Raw genomic sequence first — 21,873 nt, forward strand, 5'->3', positions numbered from 1 at the left:
GATGGCTCCTTGATGTGTTATTGCGAGCGACTGTGGAAGGCTTCGTCGAGCACCTGACGGCCGGCTAGTCCGGCGAAAAATAGCGGTTTGCGCAGCTGCTCGACGAAACCGGGGTCGCCGCAGATTAGCGCCATGGTCCTGCGCGAGGCAATACGTAGCTGGCGGATATCCTCGCCCATCGTGAGCCGGGACCGGAAGTTGAAGCTCAATAATGAGTGCTGTTCGGCAAGTGCCTCAAGCCGTTCTGCCAGATAGCAGTCGCTTGACGACCAATGCCACAACTCGATTGGCGCGTGATGCCCGCGCTCCAGAGCGTCCCGCAAAATGGCCTGCAGCGGAGCCAGCCCGGTGCCGGCAGCCAGTAACAGAAGGGGGCGGTCCTGCCACTCCAGATCGTAATGCAACGCACCGGTGGGCGCGCCGACAAATAGCCTGTCGCCGACTGCCAAGTCCGCTGCGGCGCTGCTGAAACGTCCCGATGAACGCAGCCGGATATGAAACTCCAGCCAGGGTTCGCCTGGCAGACTGGCTATTGAATAGGGACGGCCGAGCTGATTATTGATCCATAACGTCAGGTGTTGCCCCGGTAGGAATCGTAGCGGGCGCTGCGGCGCGATGCGCAGTATCAATACTTCATTTACCTGTTGCACGGAGATGACCTGGGCGCTCAGATCATCGCGTGCCGGATCGTGCAGCCGCAGGTCCATGTCATGCTGAACCGGGCATTGGCAGCTGAGCAGCCAACCTGCTTCGCGCTGTTCAGGGCTGAGCATCGTGCTGGCTTCGTCAGGCGCCTGGCCCGGGCGCGCCTGGATCAGGCAGGTGTGGCAATAGCCGCCGCGACATGACCAGGGCACGTTCTGACCCGCGGCGAGCAATGTGTCGAGCAGGTTTTCGCCGTGGTCAGCGTAGAGGGTAAGCTGGCCAATCCTGATGTCAGGCATAGGCCGTTTCGAAGGCTTCGCACCGATTGCGACCGGCGTTCTTGGCCTGATAAAGGGCTTGATCGGCTGCACTGATGCAGGCTTCCAGCTCATCACCCGGTTGAATCAGTGCCAGGCCGGCGGAGAGCGTGCAATAGGTGCCCTCGGGTAAGCACGGGAATTCGGTGCGGGAAAAAGCATTGCGGATGCGATCCAGGCAATGGTGCAAACTGACCATGTCACTGTTGTTCAGCAGCAGAATGAATTCCTCACCACCAAACCGGGCGACCAGATCGCCGCCGCGCAGGTTTTCAGACGCCACCCGGGCAAAGCCCTGGAGTACTTCGTCGCCTGCGGCGTGGCCGCATGTATCGTTGACGTGCTTGAAATGATCCAGATCCACCAGCGCGATCCCCAGGGTTTTGCCTGGCCCCAGCAGCTGAATGCGTCGCCGGGACTCATCGATGAAATGTCGGCGGTTGGGCAGCCCGGTCAGACTGTCCGTCGCGGCCAGATCCTGAAGTTGACCCATCATCCCCTTCAGGGTTTCCTGATGCAGTCTTAGCGTACTGTGGCGTTCTTGCAACTGTTCTTTGAGCTTGCGAACGTAGCCTGCAAATACACATAACCAGCCAAGGAAGCAGGCCAGCGCCGCCCATTCGACCAGCTGGACGGTGTGGTCACGGTCGGACAGGCGAAACTGAAAGTCTGCTGCCAGCACCGCAGCGTAGCAAATGAGGACGAAAATGGAGTGGAGCACGTAGGAGCGCATGCTCAACTGGAAGACGCCGAATATCAGTCCCATCGGGTACAACAACAGCATGCTGCCGCGCAGGTCGCCCAGGAACAGCATCAGATAACTCACCAGTATGGTGCCGGTTGTTATCTGGATGGAGGCGAGATTGGGGTCCTTGAAGCGTTTGTTCAGCCCGCTCTTGAAGATCGAAAGGAAAGCAATCTGGGTGCTGATACCGAGAGCGAAGTGGGTCGCCAGTACCAGGGTATCGCCGATGTACTCACCGGAGACCCAGGCCACGATAATCAATACGTAGGCGATGAGGTAATTGGTTTGCGCCAGATACAAGCGTTGCAGACGTAGCGCCTGAGCGTTCGCTTCTCTGCCTGTGGAATCCGTTCCAGTCACGTCGGGCCTGTCCTTTCTTATGTTACATGCTAGATGATGGCCATTTGACGTCAATTTAGCGCCCCCTCACGGTTTTGCAAAGCCTTTTGTCTCATTCCCGTAGCATCCTGGGCAAGACCGCTGCCGCAGGTGCGATGCTCAGGTATACTGCTCGCCACTTTTCAGGCAAGGGCCTCTGGCCCGACCGCCGCTTTGTCCGAGAATCTGGCAGTTCTGCCCTCTCCGCAGGTCAGTGCCGAGCCAGCAGCCAATAGAGGAGCCTGTCCGAGCATGGCCATAATCAAGCAAGATGATTTGATTCAAAGCGTGGCTGACGCGCTGCAATACATCTCCTACTACCATCCTGTGGACTTCATCCAGGCCGTGCATGAGGCGTATTTGCGCGAGGAGTCACCGGCTGCACGTGACGCCATGGCTCAGATCCTGATCAATTCGCGTATGTGCGCCACCGGCCATCGTCCGATTTGTCAGGACACCGGCATCGTCACAATCTTCGTCAAGATCGGTATGAATGTGCGCTGGGATGGCGCCACGCTGAGCCTCGATGACATGATCAACGAGGGCGTGCGTCAGGCCTACAATCTGCCAGAGAACGTGCTGCGAGCATCGATCCTGGCCGATCCGGCTGGCAAGCGCATCAACACCCGGGATAACACGCCTGCGGTGATCCACTACCAGATGGTGCCGGGCGACACAGTTGAATTCCACGTTGCAGCGAAAGGCGGCGGTTCGGAAAACAAATCGAAGATGGTCATGCTCAACCCGTCCGACTCCATCGTCGACTGGGTGGTCAACACTGTCCCAACCATGGGTGCAGGCTGGTGTCCGCCGGGCATGCTCGGGATTGGTATCGGCGGCACCGCGGAAAAAGCTGCGGTGATGGCCAAGGAATCCTTGATGGGTTCCATCGACATCCATGAGCTGCGCGCCCGCGGCCCACAGAACAGGGTCGAAGAGCTGCGTTTGGAGATCATGGACAAGGTCAACGCGCTCGGCATCGGCGCTCAGGGCCTCGGCGGTCTGACCACCGTTCTCGATATCAAGATCATGGATTATCCGACCCACGCCGCGAGTCTGCCGGTGTGCATGATCCCGAACTGTGCGGCGACCCGTCACGCACATTTCGTGCTGGATGGCAGCGGTGCGGCCGAACTGGCGCCGCCTCCAATGGACGCTTACCCGGACATCACCTGGGAAGTCGGCACCGGCGTCCGCCGGGTCAACCTGGACACCCTGACGCCGGAAGACGTGCTCAGCTGGAAAACCGGCGAGACCGTACTGCTATCCGGCAAGATGCTTACTGGCCGCGACGCGGCGCACAAGCGCATGGTCGAAATGCTGAATAACGGCGAGCAGCTCCCGGTCGATCTGAAAGGGCGCTTCATCTATTACGTCGGTCCGGTTGATCCGGTCCGTGATGAAGTGGTTGGACCAGCCGGCCCGACCACTGCGACGCGCATGGACAAGTTCACCCGACAGATCCTTGCAGAGACTGGTTTGCTGGGCATGATCGGCAAATCCGAACGGGGCCCGATCGCGATCGAAGCTATCAAGGATCACAAGGCTGTCTATCTGATGGCAGTCGGTGGCGCAGCCTATCTGGTTGCTCAGGCAATCAAGAAAGCCGAAGTATTGGCCTTCCCGGAAATGGGTATGGAAGCCATCTACGAGTTCGAGGTTAAGGATATGCCGGTAACCGTAGCAGTCGATACCAACGGTGAGTCGGTACACATCACCGGCCCGGCGATCTGGAAGAAGAAGATAGCTGACAGTCTGGCGGTAGAAGTCCAGTAAAGCAGACGCTGAACGCGCAGTACACGCGGTGCTCTGAAAAAATCCCGGCCATTGTGCCGGGATTTTTGCTTGTGGACCGCTATCCGCGGGCTTTGGCCACCTGTCGCCAGTGGTGCAGCAGGGGCTCGGTATAGCCACTGGGTTGCTCCAGGCCCTTGAAGACCAGATCCAGGGCGGCCTGGTAGGCGACTGATGCGTTGAAATCCGTGGCCATGGGGATGTATTGCGGATCATTGGTATTCTGCTGATCCACCACCCTCGCCATGCGCTCGAACGTCTCCTTCACCTGTGCTTCACTGACGACGCCATGGTGCAGCCAGTTGGCAATGTGCTGGCTCGAAATGCGCAAGGTAGCGCGGTCCTCCATTAGTCCTACGTTGTTGATATCCGGCACCTTGGAACAGCCGATGCCCTGATTCACCCAGCGGACCACGTAACCAAGAATGCCCTGGGCATTGTTATCCAGCTCTTGCTGTCTCTCGCTGTCGCTCCAGCTGACCTCAGCGGCAAGCGGGGCGGTGAGCAGGCCGTCGAGCAGGCTTTGCTGTTCATCTGCCAGTGAGATTTTTTCCAGACCCTGCTGCACATCGCGAACATTGACCTGATGGTAGTGCAGCGCGTGCAGCACCGCAGCAGTCGGGGAGGGCACCCAGGCGGTATTGGCGCCCGCCTTGGGGTGGGCAATCTTCTGCTCGAGCATGTCAGCCATCAGATCCGGCATGGCCCACATCCCCTTGCCGATCTGCGCCTTGTCCCGCAGGCCGCACGTCAGCCCAACGAGCACGTTGTTGCGCTCATACGCCTGGATCCAGGCGGTGCTTTTCATATCACCTTTGCGCAACACGGGTCCGCCTTGCATAACGCTATGCATTTCGTCGCCGGTGCGGTCGAGGAAGCCGGTATTGATGAAGGCGACCCGGGTCCGAGCCGCGGCAATGCAGGCTTTGAGGTTCACCGACGTGCGCCGCTCCTCGTCCATGATGCCCATCTTCAAGGTGTTATCCGGCAGACCGAGGAGCTGTTCCACGCGTGCGAACAGCTCGCTGGCAAAGGCGACTTCATCCGGCCCGTGCATCTTCGGTTTGACGATATATACGCTGCCGGTGCGCGAATTGCCCTTGCGCTGCAGGTCGTGCATGGCAATCAGGCTGGTGCAGACGGCATCCATGATGCCTTCAGGTATCTCGCTGCCGTCGTTGAGCAGGATTGCAGGGTTGGTCATCAGGTGACCGACGTTGCGGATGAACAGCAGCGAGCGGCCATGGAGGGTCAGGTCCGTGCCGTCGGGCGTGGTGTATTGCCGATCAGGGTTGAGCTTGCGCACCACCGATTTGCCGCCCTTGTCCATCTGCTCCTCAAGATCACCTTTCATGAGCCCCAGCCAGTTGCTGTAGACCAGGACCTTGTCTTCGGCATCCACTGCAGCAATGGAATCTTCGCAGTCCATGATGGTGGAAACGGCGGCCTCGATCAGCACATCCTTGACCCCCGCTGCGTCCGTCTGGCCGATGGGATGGCCCGGGTCGATCTGAATCTCGAAGTGTAGGCCGTTGTGCACGAAGAGCAGGGCGTCGGGTTGTGCCGGGTTGCCCTGGTAGCCGCGAAATAGCGTGGGGTCTTGCAGCCCGGTTTGCTCGCCCGACAGCAGCCTGACCTGCAGCTGCCCATCCTCGACCTGGTAAGTCTGTGCCTGGGTGTGATCACCTTTCCCCAGCGCGATGGTCTCGTTGAGAAACTGCCGCGCGCGGGCGATCACGCGGTCGCCGCGCACAGGGTTGTATCCATGGCCGCGCTCGGCGCCGTCATCGTCAGCGATGGCGTCGGTGCCATAAAGTGCGTCGTAGAGGCTGCCCCAGCGCGCGTTCGCGGCATTGAGAGCGTAGCGCCCGTTCATGACGGGCACGACGAGCTGCGGGCCGGCCTGCTGGGTGATTTCGCTGTCGACGTCGGAGGTACTGATACGAAAATCGTCCGGTACCGCCTTCAGGTAACCGATGGATTGCAGAAAGTCCCGGTAAGCGGGCATGTCGGTGATAGGCCCGGGGTGCGACTTGTGCCACCGGTCCAGCTCGATCTGCAGACGGTCGCGCTCGGCCAGCAGGGCGCGGTTCTTTGGTGCCAGCTCGTGTACAAGCGCACTGAAACCTGACCAGAAAGTACCCGGTTCGATTCCCGTTTCGGGCAGTGCGCGCTGGTCGATGAAATCGCGCAGCGCTGCATCAATCTGCAGGCCCTCTATCTCGATGCGTTGGTTCATACATGCTCCTCAGTTGAAATGTGCAATGCCGGCCTTGGCTATCTGCGCGTCCTGGTTCGGCAATACCCCGGAGACCCCGATGGCGGCAACCACCTGGCCGTCGATGCGCAAGGGCACGCCGCCCTCCAATAGCCCGGTAATCTCGGGGACGGACAGGAAAGCCGTGCGCCCGCCGTTGATCATTGCCTCGTAGTCGCTGGTTTCACGTCGGCCCAGCGCAGCACTGCGCGCTTTTTGCGAGGCGATATAGGCCGCCACCGGCGCGCAGCCGTCCATTCTGCGCATGGCCAGCAGATGGCCCCCGTCGTCTACAACGGCGACGGTGACCTTCCAGGCGTTCTGGTCGGCTTCAGCGAAGGCGGCATCGATCATGCTGTTGGCTTCGACGAGGCTCAGTACGGACTTGCTCAGCATGGTCTTTCTCCTGATGTGGCTGGCAGCGCCTCTTCGACGACCTCGATCCAGTGGCGAACCGGGGTCCTGTTCGCCGAGCCCAGATGGGTTTGGCAGCCGATATTGGCGGTGACAATGGTGTCCGGCTTGCCGGCTTCCAGTGCGTTCAGGCGGTTGTCGCGCAACTGCCTGGCAAGCACCGGTTGGGTAATGGAGTAGCTGCCGGCAGAGCCACAACAGAGGTGACCGTCGGCGACGGGGGTAAGGTTGAAGCCGAGCTTTTGCAACAAAGGCTCGACACGGCCGCCCAGCTTCTGGGCGTGTTGCAACGTACACGGGCAGTGGAAGGCCAGGCGCTGGCTGGTGCTGGCGTTCAGCGGCCGCAGATCCTCTTTCTCCATGACCTCCACCAGGTCCAGCGCCAGGCTGCTGACTCGTTGCGCCTTGTCCGCGTAGTCAGGATCACCTTTCAGCAGATGGGCGTATTCCTTGATGAAGGCGCCGCAGCCGCTGGCGGTCTGAACGATGGCTTCGGCTCCCGACTCGATCGCCGGCCACCAGGCATCGATGTTGCGTCTTGCCCGCTCGAGGCCCTTTTGCTGCGCGTCCAGGTGATAGTCCATCGCGCCGCAGCAACCGGCCTCGCTTACCGAGCTGACCGAGATACCGAGGCGGTCCAGCACCCGTGCGGTGGCCGCGTTGGTGTTGGGTGAGAGGCCCGCCTGGGCGCAGCCTTCCAGTATCAGTATGCGCCGGGCGTGCTGTGCCTTCGGGCGTTCCCCGGCTTGGGAAATGTGGGCCGGAATCTTGTCCTGCATGGCGCTGGGCATCAGCGGGCGCAGCAGCTGTCCGGTTTTCAGCAGCAGCTTGAACACGCTGGCGTTGGGCACCACCGTGCGCAGCCCCGAGCGCAGCAAACGCTCGTGCAAAGGGCGCTCGATCTGGCCGGCCATCGCCTCGCGGCCAATATCCAGCAGCGTGTGGTATTCCACCCCGGACGGGCAGGTGGTTTCACAATTGCGGCAGCTCAGGCACTGGTCCAGATGGATCTGGGTCTCCCGGGTTGTGGGCTCGCCCTCAAGAAACGCCTTGATCAGGTAGATGCGCCCGCGGGGGCCGTCACGCTCGTCACCAAGCAGTTGATAGGTCGGGCAGGTGGCATTGCAGAAGCCGCAGTGCACGCAGGAGCGCAGTATGCTTTCGGCTTCTTCAGCGCGGGGTAGCCTGCGCGCCTGTTCGGTCAGATTGGTTTGCATGTTCCGGTCTCCTGTCTCACAGCGAGGCGTAAGTACGGCCAGGATTGAAGATGCCCTGGGGGTCCAATTGCGCCTTGAGCCGGCGATGGTAATGTTCGAGCAGGGGTTGCAACGGCTGAAAGGGCGTGTCGGTTATGCCTGGGCTGTAGCAGGTGGCGTGTCCGCCACACTGGCTCGCCAGGGCCTGGATGGTAGTATCGGCGGCGTCACTTTTCAGCCAGCGCTGGTTGCCGGCCCAATCCAGGAGGGCGTCGCCCGGCAGCTCCAGCACCGGCGTCGTGCTCGGCAACGACAGTCGCCACAACGGGCGGGCATCATCGAAGAACGCGAGCTTCTGTTCATTGAGGTGAGACCAGAAATCGCTTTCCAGTTCCTCGCCGCCCAGACGGTCAGCAGCAGAGCGCACCGAGCCAGTGCCCCCTTCCAGGCGCAGGCACAGACGACCATCGATATAACAGGCAGCGGTGATAGGGATGGGCTGTTGCCCCCATTGCGCCAGTTTTTCCAGGGCAGTTTCAGCGGAGAGGTCCAGGCTCAGGTGCCGGGTAGCAACCGGCTTGGGCAGGACCTTCAGGGATACTTCGGTCAGCACGCCGAGCAGGCCGAAGCTCCCGGCCATCAGGCGCGACAGGTCGTAGCCGGCCACGTTCTTCATTACCTCGCCACCAAAGCGCATCAGTTTGCCGTGCCCGGTGATGACCCTGGTGCCTAAGACAAAGTCGCGTACCGAGCCGGACCAAGGCCGGCGCGGCCCGGACAGTCCGGCTGCAACCATCCCGCCCACGGTTGCTGCGCCGTCAAAGGTTGGCGGCTCGCATGGCAGCATCTGGCCGTGCTGGTCGAGCGTCGCCAGCAGTTCGGCCAATGGCGTACCGCTGCGTACCGTTACCACCAGCTCGGTAGGGTCATAGTTGACGATCCCAGAGTGCGCGCGGGTGTCGAGCAGCTCGCCGCTTACCGGTCGGCCTAGAAATGCCTTGCTCCCGGCGCCCTGAATGGCCAGGGGTGATTGGTTCTCTAGTGCGTCGATGATCTGGCGTTGTAGCTGCTGCTCGCTCTCGCAGGACATGCGGGGATCGGGTCTTCCTGACATGGTAGAAGGCGCGGTCATCAGAAACGCTCCAGTTCAGGGAAGGGCAGCTTCCCGTGATGGATATGCATGGCGCCGAATTCGGCGCAGCGGTTCAATGTCGGTATATTCTTGCCGGGATTGAGCAGGCAGTCGGGATCGAAGGCCGCCTTGACCGCATGGAAGGTCAGCAGCTCGTCGTCGTTGAACTGCGAGCACATTTGATTGATCTTTTCCCGGCCGACGCCATGCTCGCCGGTGATCGAGCCGCCCACCGCCACGCACAGCTCGAGGATCTTGCCGCCAATGGCTTCTGCGCGCTCGAGCTCGCCCTCCTTGTTGGCATCGAACAGGATCAGCGGGTGCATGTTGCCGTCACCAGCGTGGAACACATTGGCGACACGCAAGCCGTATTCGGCCGAAAGATCCGCTATACCCTGCAGCACGCGGGGTAGCTCCCGACGGGGAATGGTGCCGTCCATGCAGTAATAGTCCGGCGAAATGCGCCCCACCGCAGGAAACGCATTCTTGCGTCCGGCCCAGAACAGAGCGCGCTCGGCATCATCTCTGGCCAGGCTGATGGCCGTAGCACCACTTCTGTCGAGTACCGCCCTTACGCGCTCGCAGTCGTCATTGACGTCGGCTTCCACACCATCGAGCTCGCACAGCAGAATCGCCTTGGCATCCACCGGATAGCCGGCGTGAATGAAATCCTCGGCCGCCTGGATGGCCAGGCTGTCCATCATCTCAAGACCACCGGGGATGATGCCCGCCGATATGATGTCGCCAACCGCTCTGCCTGCCTTGCCGACGTCATCGAAACTGGCCATCAGCACCTTGGCGACCTGGGGCCGCGGCAGCAGTTTCACCGTTACCTCGACTACGATCCCGAGCATGCCTTCGGACCCTGTGAACAACGCCATCAGATCAAAACCGGCGCTGTCCAGAGCGTCGGAGCCGAGCGTCATGCGCTCGCCCTCGACCGTGATGATCTCCAGCTTCAGCAGGTTGTGCACCGTCAGGCCGTACTTGAGACAGTGCACGCCGCCTGCGTTCTCGGCGACGTTGCCGCCAATCGAGCAGGCGATCTGGGAGGAGGGGTCCGGCGCGTAATACAGCTGGTATGGCGCCGCGGCTTCGGAGATGGCCAGGTTGCGTACACCCGGCTGGACGCGGGCAAAGCGGCCCTCGGGGTTTACCTCCAGGATGGTTTTCAGCCGCGCCAGCACCAGGAGCACGCCGGTTTCCAGCGGCAGTGCACCGCCCGATAGACCCGTTCCCGCCCCGCGGGCAATAACCGGCACTTTGCGTTGATGGCAGATCTGCATAAAGGTCTGGATCTGTTCAACGGTGTCCGGAATGACTACCAGCATGGGCAAGATGCGATAAGCCGCCAGACCATCGCATTCAAAGGGCTGCAGGTCTTCGCGTTCATGCAGCACTGTCATATCGGGTAAGGCGTGACGGAGTGCTTCGATCAGGCCGCTGCGATCCACGGGAGGCAGAGGACCATCGAGTCGCTCATCGTAAAGAAGATTCATCGGGCGTCACCTGTTGTTGTGTGGGACTGGTATCTGCACCTGCTTGAAATATGCGACTGAGGTGAGAGCCGGTCCAGCGTTAAAACTACTGGTAGGACCAGTTTTTTTTGCCCACTTTTCTCCCAGAAGCTGGGTAGGCCCTGCCGTTCGTGCTTTTCAGATTCAAGCTGGATTTATGTCGTTTGTATTCCTAAGCTGGTATGACCAGTTGAACCGACGGGATAAAAACAATGAACAATGATGCGGCGCAGCGACGACAGGTTGGCGATGTCGTGGCTGATCGGGTGGAAAAACTCATAGCGGACGGGGTTCTGAAAATGGGCCAGGCGCTCCCTTCCGAGAGATCTCAGTGCGAGAAGCTCGGGATTTCCCGCAGCGCGTTGCGCGAGGGATTGAAGGTGCTACGTGCCAGAGGTCTGATCAAGACTGAGCAGGGGCGAGGGTCATACGTGGCCAGCCTGATGGGAAGGGACGAGACGCCGATGATGCACCTGTTCAACACTCATCCAAGAACCCTCTTTGATTTGCTGGAGGTTCGCGCTTTGCTCGAAGGCGAATCGGCCAGGCTTGCTGCGCTACGGGGTACCAATGCCGATTTCGTGCTGATTCAGCGGCGCTACGATGAAATGGTCGCCGCCCATGCCAGTGGTACGGTTACGGACCCCGAGACACTTGCGCGTCTGGACCATGCCTTTCATCTGGCGGTCAGCGACGCCTCCCATAACCCGGTGCTGGTGCATACCCTGCAATCCCTTACCAGCCTGTTATTGAGCTCGGTGTTCGCTTCGGTGAAAAACCTCTACCACCGCCCGGTACACAAGCGTCAACTCGACCGGCAGCATGCGCGGCTTTATCACGCCGTAATGGAGCGCCTGCCGATCCAGGCCAAGAGGGCTGCCATCGACCATATTCAGAGTATTCGAGACAACCTGCAGGATATCGAGAACGAGGAGCAGCGCCTGGAACGAGCGACCATGCGGCTGGAGGGATGGAGCTGACAGGGCGGCGGTACCGTCCTGTCAGCCCCAATTGTTAACCGCGCGTGGTGGTGAGACCAGCCGCCGACAGCGGGTCGCCTATACCGAAGACATATACCGCCAGCATGGTGATGATGCCTGCGGCCGTCACGTAGTAGATGGTCGGGAGGATGGTCTTGCGCAGCGTGATGCCCTCGCGTCCCAATAGCCCCACCGTCGCCGAGGCGGCCACCACGTTGTGAATGGCGATCATGTTCCCGGCAGCTGCACCCACCGATTGTGCCGCGACGATCAGCGCGCCGGAAATGCCCAGTAGCTCGGCCGTGTTGAACTGGAATTGCGACAGCATCAGGTTTGACGCGGTATTCGAGCCGGCGATGAAGGCGCCCAGTGCGCCCACCATCGGTGCAAACAGCGGGTATACGCCGCCTACCGAGGCGGCAACCGCTTCGGCCATGGCTACCGGCATGGAGGGCAGATCGGACATGTTGACGCTGGAATTGATCAGAATCCGCACCATCGGAATGGTGAAGATCAGAACGAACCCGGCACCCACGATGGTGTTTGTCGACTCGCCGACTGCTCTCTTCAGCTCGGTGAACGACATCCGATGCAGGAAGTAGGTGAGGATCACCACCATCACCAGAATGCCGCCGGGCAGATACAGGGGTTCAAGGCTGGCGGATAAGCCGGTTTCGCCCATGATGTCGGTGAAGCGCAGACTGAGCGAATTCAAGGCCGCCTTGACCGTTGCATTGGTGCGCGACAGAACCAGCAGCGCGGCAAGCAGCACGTAGGGTACCCAGGCCATCCAGATTGCCAGGGGTCGCTTTCCCGCAACGTCGTCCAGCTTCATCTCGATGCTGCCCATCCATTCCGCTGGCCACTCCCTGGAGTCGGCAAAATCCCAGGGGGTTTTCGGAATCAGAAATCCTGCCTTGGCGGCGGGTATCACGATTGCCAGGCCCACCAGACCGCCGATCATGGCGGGAAACTCCGGACCGAGAAAGACGCCTGCCAGCATATAGGGGATGACGAATGCCACGGCAGTGAAGAACGCGAAGGGAGCGATTTCCAGCCCCTCCTTCCACGACTTGTTCTTGCCGAAAAAACGCACCAGGATCATGACCATGAACAGGGGCATGAGCAGGCCGACAATGCCGTGGATGATGGCTACCTCTGACACGATTAGCCGGAAGAATACCTCCCAGCTTGAGTCGATTGTGGCCAGCTGTGCACCAATGGACGCCTGATCAAGCCCGGCACCCACGCCCACAATCATCGGCGTGCCGACCGCACCGAAAGAGACAGGAGTGGATTGCACCATCATCCCTACCACAACGGCGGCCACCGCCGGAAACCCCAGGGCGACCATGAGCGGGGCAGCTACGGCCGCAGGCGTACCGAATCCGGAGGCGCCTTCAATAAAACACCCGAATAGCCAGGTAACGATGAGTGCCTGAACTCGGCGGTCAGGGCTGATCGCAGAAAAGCCCTTGCGGATAGCCAGAATGCCACCGGAATGCTTCAGGGTATTGAGGAGGAGGATGGCGCCGAAGATGATCCACAGAATGGCGGCGGTGAGTACCAGACCCTGAAGGCTGGAGGCGATCACTCTCACGACGCTCATGTCCCAGACCAGTAGGGCGATGATGACGGTGACAACGAAGACCACTGGCATTGCATGTTTCGCGGGCCACCGGAACCCGATCAGCAGTATGCCTGCCAGGACCAGAGGGAAAAATGCAATCAGAGACAAGAGCGTTTGACTCATCTTGATCTACCTTTATTTTTTTTATCATCGGGCTCTGTGCAAATCAGAGCTGTTGTAATGCCGTATCGATACTGCTACTGCAATTTGGGCAGGTCCAGAGGTCTGCCGGCTGGTAGGACCAGTAATTTTTCGGCAAGTCAGGCGGAGGGGTAATTAACGCTGAAAATCAACATGTTGACGAGGCGGAAGGTCAGCAGGACAGCGGCGGCCTGGCTGGTCATACCAGTGGTGCAGGGAGGTCCCACGACCCGAGAGGGTCGCGGGCGTTTTATTCAGATCAGCCGTTCACCAACCTGCAGCAACTTCATAGCGTTGGTTCCGCCACGGGCGTCATAAGCATCACCTTTGGTGAGAATCACCCAGTCACCTGTCTTTACGTGTCCGCGCTTGAGTAGCTCGTTGACGGCTTCGTGGTTTACCTGGTCGCGCTGCAACTCGGCTGGGTTGAACTCGATGCTCTGCACGCCGCGGAACATGGCGACCCTGCCCAGAGTCTGGGCGCTGGGTGATAGCGCGAAGATCGGCAGGTGCGAACGGATCCGCGACATGATCAGCGGGGTGTAGCCGCTCTCGGTCAGACTGATGATGGCGCTGACGCCGGGGAAGTGGTTGCCCGCGTACATCGCCGCCAGCGCAATGGTCTCGTCACAGCGTTCGAAGCTTTGATGCAAGCGGTGACTGGATGACTGGCTGGTGGGATGTTTCTCTGCGCCGACACATACTCGTGCCATAGCCTGAACGGCTTCGACCGGGAAGCTGCCGGCAGCGGATTCGGCCGAAAGCATCACTGCATCGGTGTAGTCCAGCGCTGCGTTGGCTACGTCGGACACTTCTGCGCGCGTTGGCAGTGGGCTGTTGATCATCGACTCCATCATCTGGGTCGCAGTAATCACCACCTTGTTCTGGCGGCGGGCGCGACTGATGATGGTTTTCTGGATACCGACCAGTTCGGCATCGCCGATTTCTACACCCAGATCGCCGCGGGCAACCATCACGCCGTCACTGGCTTCGATCAGACCATCCAGTGCTGCTTCATCAGCGACCGCTTCGGCGCGTTCGATCTTGGCGATCAGCCAGGCAGAGGAGCCTGCCTCCTTCAGCAGACGGCGTGCCAGATGCATATCGGCCGCGTCGCGTGGGAAGGAAACTGCCACGTATTCCATTTCCAGCTCGGACGCGATAAGGATGTCATTGCGGTCCTTGTCGGTCAGGGCTGCAGCCGATAAGCCGCCGCCACGGCGATTGATACCCTTGTGGTTGGAGAGCGGGCCGCCAGCGGTGACGGTGCAGCAGACCTCGTCGGTCGTGACTTGATCGACATGCAGGACCACGCGGCCATCATCCAGTAACAGTTCATCACCCGTGCGGCAGTCTACGACCAGTTGCGGGTAGTCGATACCGACCACTTCAGGCGTGCCATCGTCCAGCGGATGAGAGGTGCTCAGGCGGAACCTGTCACCTATGGCGAGGTGGATTTTGCCGTCGACGAAGCGCGCGATACGGATTTTAGGGCCCTGCAAATCGCCCATCAGCGCAACGTGCAGGCCCTTCTGGGCTGCCATCTCCCGTACCAGTCGCGCTCGCTCGCGGTGCTCGTCTGCCGTGCCGTGGGAGAAGTTCATGCGTGCTACGTTCATTCCCGCATCAATCAACGCAGCGATGCATTCAGCTGTGTTACTGGCAGGACCCAGGGTGGCGACGATTTTGGTACGACGAATGGCCATGTTTGAATTCCTATTGATATGTGGAGGTGCCGGCGCAAGGTCGACACCCGACAGGCAGCGTTGTGATCACGACTGAGGAGTAAAGCAACATGATGTGGCATTCATGCGATTCACCCCGGATGAATTATCACTGGCCCGCTACCCGGAGGCTTACAATGGTGGCAAGTTAGCGACCTGTAACCGAAGCTATAGTCTAGTCCGTATGCGCTTGCCAGAGATGATACTAGAGAAGCGCACCGCAATGGGGAGGGCAGATGCACCCACGTGTTATCGAAGTAACCGAGCGCCTGCGTGAACGCAGTCGACAATCGCGCCAGGGCTACCTGCAGCAGATGGATGATGCGGCACAGTTGCCGCGCGGTCGGCGACAGCTGTCGTGCGGCAACCTGGCCCATGGCATGGCCGCGTGTTCTTCTTCGGACAAGGACCGGTTGCGGATGATGGATGAGGTCAATATTGGCATCGTCACCGCTTACAACGACATGCTGTCCGCTCACCAACCTTATGAAACGTATCCGCCACTGATCCGTGAAGCCTTGCGTGCGTTCGGCGCTACCGGTCAGGTGGCCGGGGGCGTGCCGGCCATGTGTGATGGCGTCACCCAGGGCGCGCCGGGGATGGAGCTCTCGCTGCACAGTCGCGATGTGATCGCCATGGCCACTGCCGTCGCGCTATCGCACAACATGTTTGATGGTGCGCTGTGTCTGGGTATTTGCGACAAGATCGTACCGGGCCTGTTGATGGGCGCGTTGCGCTTTGGGCACTTGCCGATCCTGTTTGTGCCGGCCGGTCCGATGCCTTCTGGGCTGCCCAACAAGGAAAAGGCGGCGGTGCGTCAACGCTACGCGGAAGGATTGATTGGGCGGGAAGAGTTGCTGGAAGCCGAAACGCAGTCTTACCATTCGCCGGGTACCTGTACCTTTTACGGCACCGCCAATACCAATCAGATGTTGCTGGAAGCGATGGGGCTGCAGTTGCCTGGGGCGTCATTCGTTAATCCAGATACCCCCTTGCGCGATGCGCTTACCGTGTATGCGGCCGAACAGGCTGCCCGCCTGGCACGCAGCGGCGAGGGTGCGCTGGCTTCGATCATTGACGAGCGCGCGCTGATCAATGCGGTGGTCATGCTGCTGGCGACCGGGGGCTCGACCAATCTCACCTTGCATCTGGTTACCATCGGTCAGGCGGCGGGGCTCAATCTCAACTGGGACGACATGGCCAGCCTGTCCGAGGTCGTGCCCGGGTTGGCGAAGATCTACCCGAACGGCCAGGCAGACATCAATCATTTCCAGGCTGCTGGAGGCACGGCCTTCCTGTTCCGTCAGCTGATCGAGGCGGGACTTTTGCACACCGATGTGCAGACAGTGGCAGGTGCGGGACTGGAGCGTTATACCCAGGAACCGGTGCTGCTCGATGGCAAGCTGACCTGGCGCGCCGGGCCAATTGAGAGTCTGGATCACGGTATTCTGCGCGGTTGGCGCGAGCCGTTTTCGGTCGATGGTGGCCTGCGACTGGTGCAAGGGCGACTTGGCCGCGGTGTGATCAAGGTATCAGCGGTCGCCGAAGCGCACTGGTCCGTGAGCGCGCCCTGCCGCATCTTTGAAAGCCAGGAAGCCTTTGTCGAGGCCTTTCAAGCCAGCGAACTCGAGCATGACCTGGTTGCTGTGCTGCGTTTTCAGGGCCCAGCGGCAAATGGCATGCCCGAACTGCACAAGCTGACGCCGTATCTGGGCGTATTGCAGGATCGCGGCTTCAAGGTGGCATTGGTGACTGACGGTCGCATGTCCGGTGCGTCGGGCAAGTTTCCGGCCGTTATCCATCTGTGTCCCGAAGCGCGCGGCGGCGGTCCATTGGCTCTATTGCGCGACGGCGATCTGGTCACCCTGGACGCAGGCGCGGGCACGCTGGACGTGGCGGTGGATGAGGCAATCTGGGCGGATCGACAACCCGTCAGTCAGGCCGAGCCGATTCGTCGTGGCTGGGGCCGGGAAATGTTCACATTCATGCGCCATGCTGTCAGTTCGGCAGAAGAGGGCGGCAGCAGTTTTACCGCAAGTTTGCGTGAAGCGGACGAGGAGATGACTCGATGACCTTGCAGCAGCTGACACAACAACGCGGATTGGGATGGGATGAAGCGCAGTCGACTGAGGAGCATGCAACGCGTTTGGCAACGCGTATCGCCACCGCTTTGCGTGAGGCGATAGAGCGCAACGGGCGCGCTGTACTGGCCTTGTCGGGTGGGCGCAGTCCCGAACCGGTTCTGCATTGCCTGAATCGTATGGAACTGGACTGGCAAAAAGTCATCATAACGCTCGCCGATGAGCGCTGGGTTCCGGAGAATCATCCGGACAGCAACGGCGGCATGGTCCGGCGCTGTCTGGCAGACGTGATGCAGCTAGCGCGCTGGGAGCCGATGTACCGGGGGCAGAGCCCTGAGAAAGACGCTGCCGTGTTTGATACGCTGTTGCAGTCGTTGTTGCCACTTGATGTGCTGGTATTGGGGATGGGCGCTGATGGCCATACCGCCTCGCTGTTTCCCGGTATTGAAGATCTGGAGATCAGCTTGTCTGAGCAGGCTCCGGTATTCTGTCGTGCGGTCCCCGCGACCGCGCAGCGGCTGGCGCGGGTTACCATGACCGGCAAGGCGCTGCATCAGGCACAGGTCCGCCTGCTGCAGATTAACGGACCACAGAAGCAACAGACCTTGACTGAAGCCTTTGCCGCGTCCCCTGCGGAGCGGCCGATAGCGGCGTTTCTGACGCCGCCAATGGACATTTACTACAGCCTTGAGGGCTGAAAAGGACCTTTATGAGCCTTGCCGAGAATACTCGCGAGCTGGATCGCCTGTTTGCCCCCGTGCGAGTGTTACCCGTGTTGAGCATTCGCAGGGAAAGCGACATTCTGCCGCTTGCCGATGCCTTGCTGGCGGGTGGTATCACCACGCTGGAAATCACCCTGCGGACGGCTCATGGGCTGACGGCCATTGCCATGCTGCAACGGGAGCGACCTGCGTTGTGTGTGGGCGCGGGAACAGTACTGGACGGTCGACAATTCCAGTCGGCACTGGATGCGGGTGCGCAATTCATCGTGACCCCCGGTTGTACTGATGAGCTGCTGACGCTGGGGCTCGACAGCCCGGTTCCTTTATTGCCGGGTATCGCCACGGCGTCCGAACTGATGATGGGCTACCGACTGGGTTATCGGCGCTTTAAGCTGTTTCCAGCTGAGGTGTGCGGTGGCGCGGCTGCGCTGCGGTCATTCTCCGGTCCGTTTCCTGGCGTGCGATTCTGTCCCACAGGCGGCATCACCCAAGCAAAGGTCGTCGACTATATAGGCCTGGAAAATGTAATGGCTGTCGGCGGCAGCTGGATGGCGCCACGCGAGGTGATCGAGGCGGGCGACTGGGAGGCGATTAGCCGCCTCAGTCGCCAGTCTCTTACTGATTAACTGGCGGCGTCTGCGCGAAGCGAGCGAGCACTAGGGCTTGCTCGGATCGACGAAGTTATCCGGCTTCATTACCAATACATCGCAGGGCACTTCATCGAGCAATCGCTCGGCGGTGTGTCCGATCAGTGCCGCATCTAGCCTTGAGCGTGACACCGCGCCCATCACCAGCAGGTTGATCGCCTGCCTTTCGATGAACTCCGGAATCGCTTCCTCCGGATACCCCTGCAATAACTGCCGATGCGTCGCTGGTATGCCGGCCTTATCCGCCAGCTCGCTGAAGGCCTCTTCATGACGGGCCCGCACATCGCTGGCGTAGGCATCGTAATCTCCGATGATGCTCGCATCGAATACCAGTGTACGGGGCAGAGGGTTGAAGCAGTGGGTGATATACATCTGTGCGCTCATCATCTTGGCCAGGCTTTCCGCACTTTCGATCAGCTTGTAATCCAGGGCGGCGGGCTTGTCCGCTTCATGCAGCGGATCGACGCTCGCACAGATTGAGCCGATCAGCCTGTCAGACTGTTTGACCAGCCACAAGGGCGGCTCACAGTGCCGGATAAGTTGCCAGTCGGTGTTGGTCAGCAAGAGTTTCTTGATCGGATTGTGGTGATGCGTGGTTTTGAGAACCAGATCGGCGTGCGAGTCCTGGGTCGCCTTAAGGATGTGGCGGTCCAGACGCTTGCCCCATATTGCACGGGTGTTCACCTTGGAGGTCTTTTCGCGCAACGGCTTGGCGAGCTTGTCGAGCAATACCTCGTCCTGCTTGATCAATGAGGCGCGGGCTTTTTCCAGACCCTGCGTGTCGAATAGCCGACCGCCGTCGAGCGCTGGGTTGTAGTCACACAGAAACAGGGTAAAGGTGGCGTCGGGATAGAAGCCAGCCAACTGTTCGGCGCGCCGAAGTGCAGGCTGGTCTGTTTCGCTGGTGGGGTCGATCACTACCAGTACGTTGCGAAGTTCCATGGGTGGTGCCTCCTGTTCGGGGGGAAGTGTTCTTGAGTGTAAGACAAGATGGCAGTGTTAGGGCTGACCTGTATCAAGATGAACGGTAAACCGCCGATCTACTAAACACTATAGGATGCATTTCCTGGCAACGGGTCCTGGCTAGATTCGATGAGCTTTGTACTTGGCCGGCGTAACCGGCTGGATTATTATCGAACACTCAGGACGTTACGAGCCAGGACGGACCAATGTACAAATGGATCATGGTGTATCTGCTTGTCTTTTTCCCAGCCCCACTGCTGGCTGAAATCTACCGGTGGGTTGACGCTGACGGGCGTGTGCATTTCGGCGAGCGGCCAGCGCCGAATGCCGAGCGTCTGGACGTGCGACCGCAGGTGGTCGAGCGTGACGATCATGTCCTTCAAAGGCATAAAAATATGCAGAAAATCATGGACGTACGCGCGAGTGAACGGGAAATCGAAACGGCCCGTTCCGTGGCCAGACGCGAACGCACTAAGGCACAATGTGACGCTATGCGGCGCGATCTGACCAGGTTTGAAGGCCGTCGATACTGGTATGAAGAGGACGCTAACGGCAAAAAGGTGGAAGTACATCCGAGCCGCGTCAATGCCCGCAAACAAGAACTCGAGTCCTTGATACAGGAGCGCTGTTAATGCCGTCTCTGCCACTGTCCGGCGCTAAGGGCACCCCCGGATATATTGAGCAGCGCCATATCGCTCGCCAGCAGTTGGCGGCGTATCTTCGCGTCTACAATGCCCGTTCGGACACGCCGATGGGGCAGATCGGCAATGTGTCAGGCAATGGACTGATGCTGATCAGCGTGTTGCCGGTAATGGTTGATGAGATTTTCGAAATGCGCTTGAAGCTTCCGACCAGCGCCGGCGGCCTTGATATCATCGACTTCAGGGCGTTGAGCCATTGGTGCCGACCGGACGTCTCGCCCGGCTATTTCGATACCGGATTCAGTATCATATCGAGCTCATCTTCCATCAGCGAACTTGCCCATCTGCTGGAACGTTACTTCACCTTTTGACGGTGCGTTAATGCCTGATCCTGCTGCTTCGGTTAACCTGCATGTTTACGCGGCGGGACAGCAACATGGGCAAGAGCATCTTCTGGTACGACTTTGAATCAACGGGTATTGATCCACGGCGGGATCGCCCGTTACAGGTGGCAGGCATTCGCACCGACGAAAACCTCGAGGAAATCGGCCAACCCCTTTGTATCGATTGCCGTCTGCCCGAAGATACACTCCCCCATCCTATGGCCTGTCTGGTAACGGGTATTGGTCCCGCACGGGCAACGGCCGGGCTGCGGGAATCAGAATTCATCGAACAACTGCATCGGCAGATGGCCGAGCCGGGTACCTGCACTGCGGGTTATAACAGTATTCGATTCGATGACGAGATGGCGCGCTTCACGCTCTATCGCAACTTCTACGACCCCTATGCCCGGGAATGGCAGGGCGGTAATAGTCGCTGGGATCTACTTGATGCACTGCGCACCGCCAATGCGCTGCGCCCTGAGGGCATCATCTGGCCTGAGCAGGATGGTCTTCCAAGTCTGCGTCTGGAACTACTGACCAGGGCCAACGGGATTGATCACGGTCATGCCCACGATGCGCTCGCTGACGTGCGTGCCACAATCGCCATGGCCCGCTTGCTACGTCAGGCCCAGCCTCGTCTGTATCAGTACCTGTACGATTTGCGCAGCAAGCATAAAGTCAGTGAACTGATTGACTTGCAGCGTGTGCGGCCGCTAGTCCATGTGTCGGGGCGCTTTGGCCGGGAGCGTAGCGGTTTGGCGGTAGTCCTGCCGCTTGCCTGGCATCCGGTCAACCGCAACGCTCTGATCGTCTATGATCTGGCCGCCGACCCGGATCAGTTGATGGATCTGAACGCGGATAAGCTGCGTGAGTTGATGTATACCCGCCGGGAAGATCTGGAGGAGGGCCAGCAGCGGCCTGGGTTGAAGTTGGTGCATATTAACAAATGCCCGGTATTGGCCGATATCAAAGTGCTCCGTGAAGAAGATATCCAGCGTTTGTCGTTGAATATGACAGAGTTTCTCTATCGTGCGGAGACGCTTGGGGCGTGGCGCTCTACCGGCCAGCAGAAGTTACACGCAATATTTAACGAGCAAAGAACGGCTGATAATACCGCCCCTGACGACTGCGACCTGGAATTATATGACGGGTTTATGGGTGATGCCGACCGCACTCAGTTTGAATTGATCCGTGAGGCTGGTGGAGAACAACTTGATGCTGCGCTATGGCCGCTAAAGGATCAGCGGCTGGTCAACATGTTGCCGCGTTACCGTGCACGCAATTTCCCCGAAAGTCTGGATGGGCCGGCTCAGGAACAGTGGTTTCGATTCTGTAGGGAGAAGCTGAGCGGCGCTACGCCGGGTGCGGCAATTACTTTGCCCGAGTTCCTGCGCACCATAGATGAGCTGCTGCCGACCCAAACGGGCTCGCAAAAGGCTTTGCTACAAGCTTGGCAGGAATATGCGAGGTCGCTTGGCGCGCGATTACAGATCAATACGCTGTAAAACTAGGGCTCGATCCATTTGTACTGCAATAAAAAACCCGCCGATCAAAGGCGGGTTTTGA

General features: G+C 59.8%; 18 protein-coding genes. 8 read left to right on the forward strand and 10 right to left on the reverse strand.

The window, feature by feature from the left end:
• Nucleotides 1-17: 17 nt before the first annotated feature.
• Both FHK95_RS16725 and FHK95_RS16730 read right to left on the reverse strand, forming a co-directional pair.
• Nucleotides 18-944 (reverse strand): 2Fe-2S iron-sulfur cluster-binding protein, encoded by a 927-nt coding sequence (locus tag FHK95_RS16725; RefSeq protein ID WP_178114830.1) that lies wholly within the window; start codon nucleotides 942-944, stop codon nucleotides 18-20.
• Nucleotides 937-2,067 (reverse strand): GGDEF domain-containing protein, encoded by a 1,131-nt coding sequence (locus FHK95_RS16730; protein WP_150305778.1) that lies wholly within the window; start codon nucleotides 2,065-2,067, stop codon nucleotides 937-939. Before FHK95_RS16730 ends, FHK95_RS16725 begins: the two co-directional genes overlap by 8 nt.
• Before the next feature lie 270 nt (nucleotides 2,068-2,337).
• Here FHK95_RS16730 and FHK95_RS16735 point away from each other — a divergent pair, with 270 nt between their 5' ends.
• Entirely contained in the window at nucleotides 2,338-3,861 is a 1,524-nt protein-coding gene (locus FHK95_RS16735) for a fumarate hydratase (protein WP_150305779.1), read from the forward strand.
• Between the two features lie 79 nt (nucleotides 3,862-3,940).
• Here the strand turns inward: FHK95_RS16735 and FHK95_RS16740 are convergent, their stop codons facing one another.
• The 5 genes from FHK95_RS16740 to glcD are packed head-to-tail and all read right to left on the reverse strand — an operon-like array spanning nucleotide 3,941 to nucleotide 10,377.
• Complete coding sequence (locus FHK95_RS16740) at nucleotides 3,941-6,118, reverse strand: malate synthase G (protein WP_150305780.1); 2,178 nt, start codon at nucleotides 6,116-6,118, stop codon at nucleotides 3,941-3,943.
• Between the two features lie 9 nt (nucleotides 6,119-6,127).
• Nucleotides 6,128-6,532 carry a GlcG/HbpS family heme-binding protein gene (locus FHK95_RS16745; protein WP_150305781.1) on the reverse strand — a complete coding sequence of 135 codons (405 nt, stop codon included), beginning with the start codon at nucleotides 6,530-6,532 and terminating at the stop codon, nucleotides 6,128-6,130.
• Nucleotides 6,526-7,767, reverse strand: coding sequence for a glycolate oxidase subunit GlcF (gene glcF / locus FHK95_RS16750; protein WP_150305782.1), 1,242 nt, complete (start codon nucleotides 7,765-7,767; stop codon nucleotides 6,526-6,528). Before glcF ends, FHK95_RS16745 begins: the two co-directional genes overlap by 7 nt.
• A 16-nt stretch (nucleotides 7,768-7,783) precedes the next feature.
• Complete coding sequence (glcE, locus tag FHK95_RS16755) at nucleotides 7,784-8,836, reverse strand: glycolate oxidase subunit GlcE (protein ID WP_150305825.1); 1,053 nt, start codon at nucleotides 8,834-8,836, stop codon at nucleotides 7,784-7,786.
• 41 nt (nucleotides 8,837-8,877) lie between these two features.
• Nucleotides 8,878-10,377 carry a glycolate oxidase subunit GlcD gene (gene glcD / locus FHK95_RS16760; protein WP_150305783.1) on the reverse strand — a complete coding sequence of 500 codons (1,500 nt, stop codon included), beginning with the start codon at nucleotides 10,375-10,377 and terminating at the stop codon, nucleotides 8,878-8,880.
• 230 nt (nucleotides 10,378-10,607) lie between these two features.
• Here glcD and glcC point away from each other — a divergent pair, with 230 nt between their 5' ends.
• A complete protein-coding gene (gene glcC, locus FHK95_RS16765; RefSeq protein WP_150305784.1) occupies nucleotides 10,608-11,375 on the forward strand; it encodes a transcriptional regulator GlcC in 768 nt (255 codons plus the stop codon).
• A 34-nt stretch (nucleotides 11,376-11,409) separates the two neighbouring features.
• Here the strand turns inward: glcC and FHK95_RS16770 are convergent, their stop codons facing one another.
• Entirely contained in the window at nucleotides 11,410-13,128 is a 1,719-nt protein-coding gene (locus tag FHK95_RS16770) for an L-lactate permease (protein WP_150305785.1), read from the reverse strand.
• Between the two features lie 272 nt (nucleotides 13,129-13,400).
• Complete coding sequence (gene pyk, locus FHK95_RS16775; RefSeq protein ID WP_150305786.1) at nucleotides 13,401-14,852, reverse strand: pyruvate kinase; 1,452 nt, start codon at nucleotides 14,850-14,852, stop codon at nucleotides 13,401-13,403.
• A gap of 254 nt (nucleotides 14,853-15,106) precedes the next feature.
• Here pyk and edd point away from each other — a divergent pair, with 254 nt between their 5' ends.
• Genes edd through FHK95_RS16790 form a run of 3 tightly spaced genes read left to right on the forward strand, consistent with a single transcriptional unit; the run spans nucleotide 15,107 to nucleotide 18,299 of the window.
• Complete coding sequence (edd, locus tag FHK95_RS16780) at nucleotides 15,107-16,942, forward strand: phosphogluconate dehydratase (protein WP_150305787.1); 1,836 nt, start codon at nucleotides 15,107-15,109, stop codon at nucleotides 16,940-16,942.
• Complete coding sequence (gene pgl, locus FHK95_RS16785) at nucleotides 16,939-17,649, forward strand: 6-phosphogluconolactonase (RefSeq protein ID WP_150305788.1); 711 nt, start codon at nucleotides 16,939-16,941, stop codon at nucleotides 17,647-17,649. Before edd ends, pgl begins: the two co-directional genes overlap by 4 nt.
• An 11-nt stretch (nucleotides 17,650-17,660) precedes the next feature.
• Nucleotides 17,661-18,299: a bifunctional 4-hydroxy-2-oxoglutarate aldolase/2-dehydro-3-deoxy-phosphogluconate aldolase gene (locus FHK95_RS16790; RefSeq protein WP_150305789.1), complete on the forward strand. Its 639-nt coding sequence runs from the start codon at nucleotides 17,661-17,663 to the stop codon at nucleotides 18,297-18,299.
• A gap of 30 nt (nucleotides 18,300-18,329) precedes the next feature.
• Here the strand turns inward: FHK95_RS16790 and FHK95_RS16795 are convergent, their stop codons facing one another.
• Nucleotides 18,330-19,262, reverse strand: coding sequence for a universal stress protein (locus FHK95_RS16795; protein WP_150305790.1), 933 nt, complete (start codon nucleotides 19,260-19,262; stop codon nucleotides 18,330-18,332).
• 227 nt (nucleotides 19,263-19,489) lie between these two features.
• Between FHK95_RS16795 and FHK95_RS16800 the strand changes: the two genes are divergently transcribed.
• The 3 genes from FHK95_RS16800 (at nucleotide 19,490) to sbcB (ending at nucleotide 21,812) form a co-directional block, all read left to right on the forward strand.
• Nucleotides 19,490-19,915 carry a DUF4124 domain-containing protein gene (locus tag FHK95_RS16800; protein ID WP_150305791.1) on the forward strand — a complete coding sequence of 142 codons (426 nt, stop codon included), beginning with the start codon at nucleotides 19,490-19,492 and terminating at the stop codon, nucleotides 19,913-19,915.
• Nucleotides 19,915-20,295 (forward strand): PilZ domain-containing protein, encoded by a 381-nt coding sequence (locus tag FHK95_RS16805; protein WP_150305792.1) that lies wholly within the window; start codon nucleotides 19,915-19,917, stop codon nucleotides 20,293-20,295. The genes FHK95_RS16800 and FHK95_RS16805 overlap by 1 nt, the downstream gene beginning before the upstream one ends.
• Before the next feature lie 65 nt (nucleotides 20,296-20,360).
• The gene (gene sbcB, locus FHK95_RS16810) at nucleotides 20,361-21,812 is read left to right on the forward strand and encodes an exodeoxyribonuclease I (RefSeq protein ID WP_150305793.1); all 1,452 of its coding nucleotides are present in this window, start codon (nucleotides 20,361-20,363) and stop codon (nucleotides 21,810-21,812) included.
• Nucleotides 21,813-21,873: the final 61 nt, after the last annotated feature.

The sequence above is a fragment of the Pseudomonas saliphila genome, from assembly GCF_008638345.1.
GTDB lineage: Bacteria > Pseudomonadota > Gammaproteobacteria > Pseudomonadales > Pseudomonadaceae > Halopseudomonas > Halopseudomonas saliphila.